The organism is Pseudomonas sp. Sample_10, from assembly GCF_004321495.1.
Lineage (GTDB): Bacteria > Pseudomonadota > Gammaproteobacteria > Pseudomonadales > Pseudomonadaceae > Aquipseudomonas.
This window is the reverse complement of sequence record NZ_RCOE01000272.1, coordinates 40841-54330: the sequence shown is the minus strand read 5'-3', so window position 1 is coordinate 54330 and position 13490 is coordinate 40841. Positions and strand designations below refer to the sequence as shown.

Annotated in this window: 13 protein-coding genes; 10 read left to right on the top strand and 3 right to left on the bottom strand. The window is 59.9% G+C overall.

Features of this window, described 5'->3' with window-relative positions; all coding sequences use genetic code 11:
* Positions 1–961: aminotransferase class III-fold pyridoxal phosphate-dependent enzyme (locus D8U18_RS25815; protein ID WP_131108927.1), on the bottom strand; the 961-nt coding region annotated here is incomplete at its 3' end.
* Positions 962–1087: 126 nt separating this feature from the next.
* Here D8U18_RS25815 and D8U18_RS25810 point away from each other — a divergent pair.
* The 6 genes from D8U18_RS25810 to D8U18_RS25785 all read left to right on the top strand — a co-directional run bounded on the left by D8U18_RS25810 (position 1088) and on the right by D8U18_RS25785 (position 7505).
* Complete coding sequence (locus D8U18_RS25810; protein WP_130905783.1) at positions 1088–2008, top strand: LysR family transcriptional regulator; 921 nt, start codon at positions 1088–1090, stop codon at positions 2006–2008.
* A 90-nt stretch (positions 2009–2098) separates the two neighbouring features.
* Positions 2099–2749 (top strand): TetR/AcrR family transcriptional regulator, encoded by a 651-nt coding sequence (locus tag D8U18_RS25805; RefSeq protein WP_131108926.1) that lies wholly within the window; start codon positions 2099–2101, stop codon positions 2747–2749.
* Between the two features lie 7 nt (positions 2750–2756).
* Complete coding sequence (locus D8U18_RS25800; protein ID WP_056852527.1) at positions 2757–3338, top strand: YigZ family protein; 582 nt, start codon at positions 2757–2759, stop codon at positions 3336–3338.
* Between the two features lie 557 nt (positions 3339–3895).
* On the top strand, positions 3896–5461 hold the full coding sequence (locus D8U18_RS25795) for an ABC transporter ATP-binding protein (protein WP_131108925.1): 1566 nt from the start codon (positions 3896–3898) through the stop codon (positions 5459–5461).
* Between the two features lie 11 nt (positions 5462–5472).
* Positions 5473–6579: an ABC transporter permease gene (locus D8U18_RS25790; RefSeq protein WP_056852525.1), complete on the top strand. Its 1107-nt coding sequence runs from the start codon at positions 5473–5475 to the stop codon at positions 6577–6579.
* The gene (locus D8U18_RS25785) at positions 6579–7505 is read left to right on the top strand and encodes an ABC transporter permease (protein WP_056852524.1); all 927 of its coding nucleotides are present in this window, start codon (positions 6579–6581) and stop codon (positions 7503–7505) included. Before D8U18_RS25790 ends, D8U18_RS25785 begins: the two co-directional genes overlap by 1 nt.
* A 71-nt stretch (positions 7506–7576) precedes the next feature.
* On the opposite strand, the gene D8U18_RS25780 is transcribed toward D8U18_RS25785, so the two are convergent.
* Positions 7577–8026, bottom strand: a complete 450-nt coding sequence (locus D8U18_RS25780; protein ID WP_131108923.1) for a hypothetical protein — start codon at positions 8024–8026, stop codon at positions 7577–7579.
* 83 nt (positions 8027–8109) lie between these two features.
* Between D8U18_RS25780 and D8U18_RS25775 the strand changes: the two genes are divergently transcribed.
* The 3 genes from D8U18_RS25775 to D8U18_RS25765 all read left to right on the top strand — a co-directional run bounded on the left by D8U18_RS25775 (position 8110) and on the right by D8U18_RS25765 (position 10723).
* Complete coding sequence (locus D8U18_RS25775) at positions 8110–8466, top strand: MerR family transcriptional regulator (protein WP_056852522.1); 357 nt, start codon at positions 8110–8112, stop codon at positions 8464–8466.
* Positions 8467–8485: 19 nt separating this feature from the next.
* Positions 8486–9175, top strand: a complete 690-nt coding sequence (locus D8U18_RS25770) for an SDR family oxidoreductase (RefSeq protein WP_056852521.1) — start codon at positions 8486–8488, stop codon at positions 9173–9175.
* 189 nt (positions 9176–9364) lie between these two features.
* Entirely contained in the window at positions 9365–10723 is a 1359-nt protein-coding gene (locus D8U18_RS25765; protein ID WP_131108921.1) for an 8-oxoguanine deaminase, read from the top strand.
* A 118-nt stretch (positions 10724–10841) separates the two neighbouring features.
* On the opposite strand, the gene D8U18_RS25755 is transcribed toward D8U18_RS25765, so the two are convergent.
* The gene (locus D8U18_RS25755; RefSeq protein ID WP_131108919.1) at positions 10842–11933 is read right to left on the bottom strand and encodes a calcium:proton antiporter; all 1092 of its coding nucleotides are present in this window, start codon (positions 11931–11933) and stop codon (positions 10842–10844) included.
* Between the two features lie 285 nt (positions 11934–12218).
* Between D8U18_RS25755 and D8U18_RS25750 the strand changes: the two genes are divergently transcribed.
* The gene (locus tag D8U18_RS25750) at positions 12219–13301 is read left to right on the top strand and encodes a BMP family ABC transporter substrate-binding protein (protein ID WP_056852518.1); all 1083 of its coding nucleotides are present in this window, start codon (positions 12219–12221) and stop codon (positions 13299–13301) included.
* Positions 13302–13490 lie beyond the last annotated feature (189 nt).

Sequence of the window (13490 nt, the reverse complement as noted above, 5' to 3'; positions counted from 1 at the left end):
CCGCGTACTCAGGCGTCGCCTGGTTCATGAAGGTCTGGTAGATCTCGGAGCTGGCGATCACCGCGCCCATCGGGATAGCACCGTTGGTGACTTGCTTGGCGATGCACATCAAGTCCGGGGTGACGCCGAAAGTGGTGGCGCCGAACATGGTGCCGGTACGCCCGAAACCGGTGATCACTTCGTCGAAGACCAGCAGGATGTTGTGCTGATCGCAGATTTCGCGCAGGCGCTTGAGATACCCCTGAGGCGGAACCAGGACACCGGCGGAGCCCGCCATTGGTTCGACGAATACGGCGGCGATGTTCGAAGCGTCGTGCAGTTCGATCAGCTTCAACAGTTCGTCAGCCAGTGCGATACCGCCCTGCTCCGGCATGCCACGGGAGTAAGCGTTGCTGGCCAACAGTGTGTGCGGCAGGTGATCGACGTCCATCATCGCCTGACCGAACAACTTACGGTTACCGTTCACACCGCCGAGACTGGTGCCGGCAATGTTCACACCGTGGTAGCCGCGGGCACGACCGATCATCTTGGTTTTGGTCGATTGGCCTTTCAGGCGCCAGTAAGCGCGGACCATCTTCACGGCCGTGTCAGCACACTCCGAACCCGAGTCTGTGAAGAACACGTGGTTCAGGTTGCCCGGGGTCAGGTCGGTGATTTTCTCTGCCAATTGGAAGGACAGCGGATGGCCGTACTGGAAGCCTGGCGAGTAATCCAGGGTGCCCAGTTGCTTGGCCACCGCCTCTTGGATTTCCTTGCGGGTGTGCCCGGCGCCGCACGTCCACAGACCGGACAGCGAGTCATAAACCTTGCGGCCCTTGTCGTCGAACAGCCAGCTGCCTTCTGCACCGACAATCAGGCGCGGGTCGCGCTGGAAGTTGCGGTTGGCCGTGTACGGCATCCAGTGAGCATCCAGTTTGAGCTGGCTGGCCAGGGATGTCGGAGCGTTTTCAGGCAAGTTCATGAGCGAAACCTCGCAAGGCGATAAGCGACATAGGGATATAAAAACCGTTCTTGCAGCTAAATTGCCACGGGGATAAAGTCGGTGAAATCCAACTTTTCTAACCTTTAGTCAGGTCATCACTAAACTATGTCCAGCCGCCGTCCCGATCCACTGGCGCAAGTCAGCGACTTTGATATTCGCTTGTTGCGGATCTTTCGCAGCGTCGTCGAATGCGGCGGCTTCTCTGCGGCGGAAACAGTGCTCGGCATCGGTCGCTCGGCCATCAGCCAGCAGATGAGCGACCTGGAGCAGCGCTTGGGTTTGCGTCTTTGCCAACGCGGGCGTGCCGGTTTTTCCCTGACCGAAGAAGGCCGGGAGGTTTATCAATCAGCGCTGCAGTTGCTGAGCGCACTGGAAAGTTTCCGCACCGAGGTCAATGGTCTGCATCAGCATTTACGCGGCGAGTTGACCATTGGTCTGACTGACAACCTGGTCACCCTGCCCCACATGCGCATCACCCACGCCCTCGCGCAATTAAAGGAACGTGGCCCGGACGTTCAAATCCAGATTCGCATGATCGCGCCCAATGAAGTGGAGCAAGGTGTGCTCGACGGTCGCCTGCATGTCGGCGTGGTGCCGCAGGCCAGTGCCCTGTCGGGGCTGGAATATCAACCGCTGTATAGCGAGCGCTCGCTGCTGTATTGCGCGGTCGGCCACCCGCTGTTTTATGTCGACGACAAGCAACTGGACGATGTGCGCCTCAACAGTCAGGACGCCATCGCCCCGACTTTCCGCCTGCCGGCGGAGATCCAGGCCCATTACCAGGCACTCAATTGCACCGCCAGCGCGTCGGACCGCGAAGGTATGGCGTTCCTGATTCTGACCGGCCGTTATATCGGCTACCTGCCCGACCATTACGCGAGTCTCTGGGTGCAACAGGGTCGATTGCGCGCGCTGAAATCAAAAACGCGCTTCTACGATTTGAGTCTCGCCTCGGTCACGCGCAAGGGGCGTCGCCCACATTTGGTGCTGGAGAGTTTTCTGGAGAGTCTGGCGGCGACGCGTTAATGATCGTTGCGCCGCATAAGGACTTGTCTGGAGCCTGTGGGTGCGCTATCAACGCAATGCCCGCACCCACCCACCTGATCGGAAGTGCCCATGACCTTTGAAGTCCCAGCCCACGGCGGAAAACCCGCCAGCCGCATTCGTCAGAAAAACGAAGAGACCATCATCAAAGCCGCCGAAGACGAGTTCGCCCGTCACGGGTTCAAAGGCACCAGCATGAACACCATCGCGCAGAATGCCGGGCTGCCCAAGGCCAACCTGCATTACTACTTCACCAACAAGCTCGGTTTGTATGTGGCGGTGCTGAGCAACATCATCGAGTTGTGGGACAGCACCTTCAATACCCTGACCGCCGACGATGATCCGGCCGAAGCGCTGACGCGTTACATCCGCGCCAAGATGGAGTTTTCCCGGCGCCAGCCGCAAGCCTCGCGAATCTTCGCCATGGAAGTCATCAGCGGCGGCGAATGCCTGACCGAGTATTTCAACCAGGACTATCGCACCTGGTTCCAGGGTCGTGCCGCCGTGTTTCAAGCTTGGATCGACGCTGGCAAAATGGATCCGGTCGACCCGGTGCATCTGATATTCCTGTTGTGGGGCAGCACTCAGCATTACGCTGACTTCGCCACGCAGATCTGCCGAGTCAGCGGTCGTACCAAATTGACCAGGCAGGACATGGAAGACGCCGGCAACAACCTGATTCGCATCATTCTCAAAGGCTGCGGCCTGACGCCAACTCTCTAAGACGACTATGCCTTTTACCCTCAGCGACTTTTGCGAATACCGCGAAGAGATTCGCAAAAGCCGCTTCATCACCTACGCCGCGCCGATCAGCAGCCCTGCCGAGGCCCAGGCGTTCATCGAACAGCACAGCGACCTGAATGCCACGCACAATTGCTGGGCATGGAAGCTCGGCGATCAATACCGCAGCACCGATGATGGAGAACCCGGCGGCACTGCGGGACGACCCATCCTGGCGGCGATCGAAGCGCAGGATTGCGATCAGGTCGCGGTGCTGGTGATTCGTTGGTACGGCGGCATTCAACTGGGCACCGGCGGATTGGCCCGGGCTTATGGCGGTGGCGCCAACAAATGTCTGCAAGCGGCGCCGAAGGTAGAACTGATCAGCCGCGTGCCGCTGCGGTGCGCCTGTGCATTTGGCGAACTCGTGCTGGTGAAGTTGCGCGTCGTGGAAAACGGCGGGCTGGTGGTGCAAGAGGACTTCACGGCCAATGGCGTAGAACTGCAATTGGCTGTAGGGGCCGAGCAGATCGCCACCTTGCAAACTCAACTCGCCGATTTGAGCCGTGGGCGCATTCTCTTGCAGCGCTGACTGAGTCAAAAGATCGCAGTTTTCCCCTGCGATCTTTTGGGGCACAGGGTTTTATCCCCTATTCCATATTTGCCCACATCTACTGTGCACCCGACTGTGGATAACCTGAGCACATACTGCTGTAACCCTTCTGTCATGCGGCTTTGCGGACTTTGCTCATTTTTCATCCAATTCACTGTCAAAACGTTAAAACCAAAGTAAAAACAATTAGTTAGATCGGTTTATCACCTTTAGAAGAAAGCCACACAGCGCTTATGCCCAAGTTTCAAGCTTGCGCACAAATACTGTGGAGCAATCTGTGGATAACCCGTTCATGGCTGACGCGGCCCCATATCCGGCATGGCTTGCAGCGCACTGCTCATTTTTTGACCAAAAACGCACGCGCAAAACCGGAGCCAGATCAACGGCTTTGCCCTCAGATGGTGCCGCGGTTTACATCCCGCCCAGCGAAGTGCCGGACTCAACGCTCCGGTTCAAACGGCTCGGATGATTTCCTGACCTACTGGCCAGAAAATTGCTTTATCCACAGGCATAACTTCAATCGAACCGAGCCTGTCATGACCCACGCCGCGCCCATTGTCGATGCAACCCTTCGCCTGCAATTGCGCAGAATCAGCAAGCGCTACCCCGGCTGCCTGGCCAACGACGCTATCGACCTGAGCATTGCACCCGGTGAAATACACGCCCTGCTGGGGGAGAACGGCGCGGGTAAAAGTACCCTGATGAAGATCATCTACGGCGTCACCCATGCCGATTCAGGCGAGGTGATATGGCAAGGGCAGCGGGTGAGCATGCGCAATCCCGCCCAGGCGCGTGGCCTGGGAATCGGCATGGTGTTCCAGCATTTCTCGCTGTTCGAAACGCTTAGCGTGGCGCAAAACATCGCCCTGGCCATGGGTGCGGCGGCTGGAACGCCAAGACAGCTGGAACCGAAGATTCGTGAAGTGTCGCAGCGCTATGGCATGGCCCTGGAGCCGGAGCGACTTGTCCACAGCCTGTCGATCGGCGAACGGCAACGGGTGGAGATCGTTCGTTGCCTGATGCAGGACATCCGCCTGCTGATTCTTGATGAGCCGACGTCGGTGCTGACCCCGCAAGAGGCCGATGAGCTGTTCGTCACCTTGCGCAGGCTCGCTGCAGAGGGCTGCAGCATTTTGTTCATCAGCCACAAACTCGCTGAAGTCCGCGCGTTGTGCCATAGCGCGACTGTGCTGCGGGCTGGTCGGGTAGCCGGGCACTGTGTGCCGGCCGAGTGTTCGGATCAGCAACTGGCGCAATTGATGGTCGGCGAAGCGGCGGCGTTGATCACTGACTATGCAAAAGCGACGGGAAGGGATGTCTGGCTGAATGTGCAGGGTTTGTCCTGGCACAACCCGGATCCATTCGGCTGTTCGCTCAACGGCATCAACCTTGAAGTGCGCAGCGGTGAAATCGTCGGCATCGCCGGGGTTGCCGGCAATGGTCAGGATGAATTGCTGGCGTTGCTCAGCGGTGAACAACGATTGGCTCGCGCCGATGGCGCCAGGATCAGTTTCGGCCACGAACCGGTCGCGCATTTGCGCCCCGACGCACGCCGCCAGCGCGGGCTGGCATTTGTCCCTGCCGAGCGGCTGGGGCATGGCGCCGTACCGGAATTGAATCTGGCGGACAACGCACTGCTCACTGCTTTCCAGCAAGGACTGGTGAGCCACGGCCTGATCCAGCGCGGCAAAGTCCAGGCGTTGGCCAACACCATCATCGAACGTTTCGGGGTCAAGACTCCGGGCGCGCAAGCACCGGCCCGCAGCCTGTCCGGTGGCAACTTGCAGAAATTCATTCTCGGCCGGGAAATCCTCCAGCAGCCCAGGCTATTGGTCGCCGCGCACCCGACCTGGGGCGTTGACGTCGGGGCCGCCGCGACGATCCATCGCGCGCTGATTGCCTTGCGCGATGCAGGTGCGGCGATCCTGGTGATATCTGAAGATCTCGACGAACTGTTCCAGATCAGCGACCGCCTTGGCGCCTTGTGCAGCGGACGAATGTCGCCACTCAAAGCCACCGTCGATACCCGCCTGACCGATGTCGGTGGCTGGATGGCCGGCCAGTTCGATACCCCTCAATCCTCGGTGTCCGCCACACTTTAACGGAGAGTCACATGCTGCTTTCTCTTGAACCCCGGGGCCAGCAATCACAGGTGATGTTGTGGTGTTCGCCATTGCTGGCGGCGGTCCTCACGCTGGGCTGTGGCTCATTGCTGTTCCTGGCATTGGGACATGCCCCCTGGCTGACCTTGCATACCCTGCTGATCGCGCCGGTCAGTGACTTGTATGGCGTCTGTGAGTTGCTGGTCAAGGCCTTGCCCATTCTGCTGTGCGCACTGGGCCTGGCGGTCGCGTACCGGGCGCGAATCTGGAACATCGGTGCCGAAGGTCAACTGTTGCTTGGCGCATTGGCTGGCAGTGCGCTGGCGGTAAACATCATTGATATGCAAAGCCGCTGGGCACTGGTTCTGATCCTGCTGGCCGGAGTTCTGGCCGGCGCGGCATGGGCCGGCCTGACCGCGTGGTTGCGAACCCGCTTCAACGCCAATGAAATCCTCACCAGCATCATGCTCAACTACATTGCCCTGAACCTGTTGTTGTATTGCGTCCACGGTCCGCTGAAAGACCCCGAAGGCTTCAACTTTCCGCAATCGGCGATGTTCGGTGACGCCAGCCGGTTGCCGCTGCTGACGGAGGATGGCCGGTTGCACGCCGGGGTGTATTTCGCCCTGCTCGCCTTGGTAACGGTGTGGGTGTTGTTGCAGAAAAGTTTTGTCGGTTTCCAGATAAAAGTGCTCGGGCTGGACAAGCGCGCGGCCGGGTTCGTCGGCTTTCGCGAGAAACGCCTGATCTGGCTGGCGCTGTTGATCAGCGGTGGCCTGGCGGGACTGGCGGGGGTTTGCGAAGTCACTGGTCCCATTGGCCAGTTGGTACCGCAGGTGTCTCCGGGGTACGGCTACGCGGCGATCACCGTGGCGTTTCTTGGGCGGCTCAACCCCGTCGGAATTCTGCTTTCCAGCCTGTTGATGGCGCTGCTGTACATCGGTGGCGAGGGCGCGCAAATGAGCATGAATTTGCCACAGGCCATCACTCAGCTGTTCCAGGGAATGATGCTGTTTTTCCTGCTGGCCTGTGATGTGCTGATTCTTTATCGACCGCGATTGAACCTGCGCTGGGCACGCCGCGCACCCGCCACCGCCGTACACGCAGGAGCGCTTTGATGGATATCGATCTGCTGAGCAATATTTTCTACGCCATGGTGCGCTGCGGTACGCCGTTGTTGCTGGTGGCGCTGGGCGAACTGGTTTGCGAAAAAAGCGGCGTACTCAACCTGGGCCAGGAAGGCATGATGCTGTTCGGTGCGGTGATCGGGTTCATCGTCGCCTTCAACAGCGGCAACCTGTGGCTGGGTGTGTTGCTGGCGATGCTGGCCGGGATGTTGTTAGCGTCCCTGTTTGCACTGGTGGCACTGATGTTCAACGCCAATCAAGTCGCGACCGGATTGGCCCTGACGATTTTCGGCGTGGGGCTTTCAACCTTTGTCGGCGCGGCGTGGGTGGGCAAACCGTTGACAGGATTCGAGCCGCTGGCGATCCCGTACTTGAGCGACATTCCGCTGATCGGGCGGATGCTGTTTGCCCAGGATCTGCTGGTGTATCTGTCATTCGCGTTATTCGCGCTGGTGGCCTGGGTGGTACTGAAAAGCCGCACCGGGCTGATCATTCAGGCCGTCGGGGAAAACCCCGATGCAGCGAGCGCCATGGGGTTGCCGGTGTTGCGCGTACGCACGCTGGCGGTGTTGTTCGGGGGTGCCATGGCCGGGTTGGCCGGGGCTTATTTATCCCTCGCCTATACCCCAATGTGGGCGGAGAACATGAGCGCCGGACGCGGCTGGATAGCGCTGGCGCTGGTGGTGTTTGCCAGTTGGCGGGTGTGGCGCCTGCTGCTCGGTGCGTATCTGTTCGGCCTCGCCAGCATCCTGCACCTGGTGGCACAGGGCTTGGGGCTGGCGATTGCGTCGAGTCTGTTGGCGATGCTGCCGTATGTCGCGACTATTGTGGTGCTGGTGTTGCTGTCGCGCGATGCATTGCGCACGCGGTTGTATGCGCCGGTATCGCTGGGGCAGCCGTGGCAGGCCGGACATTGATGACGACTGCACCGGCCTCATCGCTGGCAAGCCAGCTCCCACAGGTTTTTATGATGTGACACAGACCTCGCTTAAACCCGAGCGCCTGGTGGGAGCAGCGGTGCGACGATTCGACTTGCCCGCGATGAGGCCCTGACAGGCAACACCTGAGCAATGCCCCACGCCAGTTCGAGGACCAGGAAACCCACCACCAACGAACTGGCGCCGTGGGCCAGGGCATATGCCAGCCACGCGGCGAACAAAAACCGCGCCACCGCGTCATAGCGTCCATAAACCTGCTGCGGATCACGAATCCGCAACACCGACCACACGCAGACAATCGAGCCCAACAAATTCGCCATCAACAGGTGTACCGGTTCGAACGGTGGCAGCTCACCGGGCAAATTCAGGGCCTGGCTCACCCCCGTCAGAAGCCCATGCAACAGGGCGAAACTCCAGGGCGTGACAAACGCCGCCGTGACGATCAGGTCATACCAGGCACTGCCTTGCACCAAGCGACGGTATTGCGTTGAAGTCCACATCGACATTGCTCCATCAATTCAGGGAGCAACAAGGCTAAAGCCTGGAGTATGCTCCAGGGTCAAGCCCTCCATGAGTCGAGAAAATGCGCATCGGTGAATTAGCCCAGGCCAGCGCCGTCAGCCGTGACACATTGCGCTTCTATGAGCAGCGCGGATTGATCGCGGCGCAACGCAGCGCCAATGGCTATCGCGACTATCCGCCCGACATGGTGCAACTGGTGCAGTACATCAAGACCGCTCAACGGCTGGGCTTTACCCTCGGCGAGATCGGTGACAGCGTCGCGGCCATCTCGCAGTCGCCTGATCCCGACAGCGCCGTCACGCAATTGCTGCAAGACAAACTCAAACTGATCGAAACCCGCATGGCCGAACTCGGCGCCCTGCGCGAAGAGTTGCAACAACGGCTTGGGCAACAGTGTCCATTGAATCCACGATTCTGAATCTACAAGGAAGCCACTCATGTCTACGGCAAAAACCGCACTCATCATCGGCGCCTCCCGCGGCTTGGGTCTTGGCCTGGTAAAGACCCTTCTGGCCGATGGCTGGCGAGTCACCGCTACCGTGCGCAACCCGCAGAATGCCGATGCGCTGAAGGCGCTGGGCGAAGTACGGATCGAGAAACTCGACATGGACGATCAGCAAGCGGTGCTCGCCTTGAGCCAACAGCTCAAGGGCGAGGTGTTCGACCTGCTGTTCGTCAATGCCGGGGTCAAGGGCCCGGACGTCCAGACGCCGAATGGTGGTGCAACGCTGGCCGACGTCGGTCAGTTGTTTTTCACCAACGCCGTGGCACCGATCAACCTGGCCCAGCGTTTTGTCGGGCAGATCCGCCCGGACACCGGCGTCCTGGCGTTCATGAGCTCGGTGCTGGGCAGCGTGACCATGCCCGACGCGCCGGAGCTGGCACTGTACAAGGCGAGCAAGGCCGCGCTGAACTCCATGACCAACAGCTTCGTCACGCAATTGGGCGAAACCAGACTCACGGTGCTGTCGATGCATCCGGGCTGGGTGAAAACCGACATGGGCGGTGAAGGTGCGGACATCGATGTCGAGACCAGCACCCGTGGTCTGGTCGATCAGGTGAACGCGTACGTCGGCAAGGGCGGGCATCACTTCGTCAATTATCGGGGTGAAACCATTCCCTGGTAATCCGCCGCCCCTGTGTGAGCGAGCTTGCTCGCTCACACAGGAGCATGGGTTGTTCGGTCGGACCGGGCTTGCCCATGGCGGCGATTTGATCGAAACTTCGCATCTCGCCTCCCCGGCGACCCTGGATCAGCAGACAGGGCAACACTGAGCTGGCAACCCTGAACCCAACTTTCAGAGGAGCCGGCCAACATGCCTGCGACCCGTACCTGGTTAAAAAATCCCCTCGCCATTTTCACCTCCAACGATCTCGATGCCCGTGGCGGCCTTGTGCTGCAAGACGGTGTGATCGTCGAAGTGCTCGGCCTCGGTCAACAACCATCGGCGCCATGCAATGCCGTGTTCGATGCCCGCGAACATGTGATTCTGCCGGGCCTGATCAACACCCATCACCACTTCTATCAAACCCTTACCCGCGCCTGGGCACCGGTGGTCAATCAGCCGTTGTTCCCGTGGCTGAAAACCCTGTACCCGGTATGGGCTCGGCTGACCCCGGAAAAGCTCGCCCTCGCCACCAAAGTCGCGCTGGCTGAGTTGCTGTTGTCCGGCTGCACAACCGCGGCCGATCACCATTATCTGTTCCCCGAAGGCCTGGAGAACGCGATCGACGTACAGGTCGAAAGTGTTCGCGAACTGGGCATGCGGGCGATGCTGACGCGCGGCTCCATGAGCCTCGGCGAAAAGGACGGCGGGCTGCCGCCGCAGCAGACCGTACAGGAAGGCCAGGTGATTCTCGACGACAGCCAACGCCTGATCGCCGAGTACCACGAACGTGGCGACGGCGCGCAAATCCAGATCGCCCTGGCGCCGTGCTCACCGTTTTCAGTGACCCCGGAAATCATGTCCGCTAGCGCCGAACTGGCGAACAAACTCGACGTTCGCCTGCACACGCACCTGGCCGAAACCCTCGACGAAGAAGACTTCTGCCTGCAACGTTTCGGCCTGCGCACCGTGGATTATCTGGACAGCGTCGGCTGGCTCGGCCCGCGCACGTGGCTGGCACACGGCATTCATTTCAACCCGGACGAAATCGCCCGCCTCGGCGGTGCCCGCACCGGTATTTGCCATTGCCCGAGTTCGAACATGCGCCTGGCTTCCGGCATTTGCCCGAGCATCGAACTGACTGACGCCGGCGCGCTGCTCGGTTTGGGCGTGGACGGTTCGGCGTCCAACGACGCCTCGAACATGATGCTCGAAGCGCGTCAGGCGCTGTACATCCAACGCTTGCGCTACGGCGCTGAAAAGATCACGCCGGAACGTGTGCTGGGTTGGGCAACCAAAGGTTCGGCCAGTCTGCTGGGGCGTACCGATATCGGCGAACTCGCGGTGGGCAAGCAAGCCGACCTGGCGCTGTTCAAGCTTGATGAGCTGCGGTTCTCCGGCAGCCATGACCCGGTGTCAGCGTTGCTGCTGTGCGGCGCGGACCGTGCGGATCGGGTGATGGTCGGCGGCAAGTGGCGAGTGATCGATGGACAGGTCGAGGGGCTGGATCTCAAAGGTCTGATCGCCGATCACAGCCAGGCGGCTCGGCAGTTGATTGCCGGCACCTGATCGCCACGATCCTTGTGGGAGCTGGCTTGCCAGCGATAGCAGACTGTCAGCCAACAGAGATGTTGAATGTGACGGCCTCATCGCGGGCGAGCCCGCTCCCACAGGTTTCTCTGGCGGTTCAAAGACCCAGCAACGACAACATGATGAATGTCGCGAACAGCACAAAGTGAGTCATGCCTTCGATGGCATTGGTTTCACCATCGTTGAGGTTGATCGCGCTGACGATCAGCGTGAGGAAGATCATCACGGTCTGCACCGGGGTCATGGCCATCTGGAAGGGTTGGCCGGTGTAGAGCGCCATGGCCTCCATCACCGGCACCGTCAGGATCACCGTCGACAACGACGCCCCCATGGCAATGTTCACCACCGACTGCATACGGTTGGCCAATGCCGCGCGTAATGCGGTCAGAATCTCCGGCGCCGCCGAGATCGCCGCCACCAGAATTGCCGTGACCACCGGCGGCGCGCCCGCTCCTTCCAGGCCCAGGTCGAGGGTCTTGGACATCACCTCGGCCAACGCGCCAATCACTACGACACCCAACACCAGCAGGCCGATCGACAGCGTCAGGTTGACCGGCGTCGGTTCCTCGTCCATGGGCGTTTTCTTGCGGCGCTTGTCCGGGTAGCTGTAACTGAAAAAATAACTGTGCGGCCCGACCTGCATGCGCAGGAACAATGTGTAAAGCACCACCATCGCACCAATGGTGAACGCCGAATAAAGCTTCCAGTTGGCTTCGGGAATGAATTCCGGCACCACCATGGAAACGCCCATGGCGGTGAGGATCATCACGCTGTAGCTGCGCGCAGAATCATCGTTGTACGACTGTTCGCCGTGCTTGAGCCCACCCATCAACGCCGCCAGGCCGAGGATGCCGTTGATGTCGAGCATCACCGCCGAGTAAATCGTGTCGCGCACCAGGGTCGCCGAGGCTTCGTTACTCATCATGATCGCCAGGATCACCACTTCCACCAGCACGGCGGCCAAGGTCAGGATCATGGTGCCGTAGGGGTCGCCGACTTTTTCCGCGAGCAATTCGGCCTGATGGGCAACGCGCATGGACGCGGCGACGATGAAGGCAATCAGTACCAGCCCGCCGATCAGCGCGACCATCTGGCCGCTGTGCAGCAGCCAGTGTTCCAGCGGGAACGCAACGATGGCGGCGATCAAGGCCAGTAGCAGAAAGCTTTCTTGCTTGAAAATCGTGAGCATGGCGGGCCTTTTGCCGTGGGGTGCGATAAGCCACTGACTGCGGTGCGGCGCTAACGTTTCGTTAAACCTTAGCGCACCAGTGAATGGCAGCCGGGCCAGACCCTGCACTTTTATCGACCCGGACGGCCTCATCGCGGGCAAGCCTTGCTCCTGCAAAAGCAACCCGATCCTGTAGGAGCACAGCTTGCTCGCGATGGGCGTAACGCGCTTTCACGACTTTGTTGTCTTATTGGTCAGCAATTTGCATTGCCCCTGCCAACCTCAAAACAAAATGGAGTTGGATTCATGCACAAACGTCCGTTGCAGAAGCTGCTTGGCGCCGTTGTCGCGGCCATCGGTCTTGGCGCCAGCCTGACCGTCAGTGCTGCCGATCCGCTGAAAGTCGGCTTCGTCTATATCGGTCCGATCGGTGACCACGGCTGGACGTATCAGCATGAACAGGGGCGCAAGGCACTGGCGGAAAAGTTCGGCGACCGGATCACCACTAACTACGTGGAAAACGTCGCTGAAGGCGCTGACGCCGAGCGGGTGATCCGCAACATGGCCAAGGATAAATACGACCTGATCTTCACCACGTCCTTCGGCTACATGAATCCGACGTTGAAAGTCGCCAAGCAGTTTCCCAACGAGATCTTCGAACACGCCACCGGCTACAAACAGGACAAGAATCTGGGCACTTACCTGGCACGCACCTATGAGGGGCGCTACGTCGGTGGATTCCTCGCAGCGAAAATGACCAAGAGCAAGAAAATCGGCTACGTCGCTTCGTTCCCGATCCCGGAAGTGATCCGCGACATCAACGCCATTCAACTGGCCTTGAACAAATACAACCCCGGCACCGAGATCAAAGTGGTGTGGGTCAACTCGTGGTTCGATCCGGGTAAAGAAGCGGACGCCGCCAACGCGCTGATCGACCAGGGCGTGGACGTGGTCTTCCAGCACACCGACAGCCCGGCACCGATCCAGGCGGCCGAACGCCGCGGCGTATATGCCGTGGGCTACGCTTCGGACATGGCGCACTTCGGGCCGAAAGCCGTGCTGACTTCCATCGTCAACGACTGGGCACCGCACTACATTCAGGCAACCCAAAGCGTGATCGACCACACATGGAAGTCCCAGGACTATTGGGGCGGTTTGAAGGAAGGAACGGTTGAGCTGCCCATCAGCGACCTGGTACCGGCCGCAGTGAAATCAGAAGCCGAGCAGATCATCGCCGACATCAAGAGCGGTGCAATGCATCCGTTCACCGGCCCGATCAAGGATCAGGCCGGGGCCGAGAAAATTCCTGCCGGTGTGAGCGCGACCAATGCGCAGCTCGCGTCGATGAATTATTACGTGGAAGGCATGAAGGCCGAGATGCCGAAGTAAATTTGCCCCCCACACAAACCCTGTGGGAGCCAGCCTGCAGGCGATGACGGAACATCTGATCATTCCCACGCTGTGCGTGGAAATGCAGCCCGGGACGCTCCGCGTCCCAAAAGGCCGAACGCAGAGTGTCCGTTGAGGCATTCCCACGCGGAGCGTGGGAACGATCACATCTTAACGTTTTCAAGGATT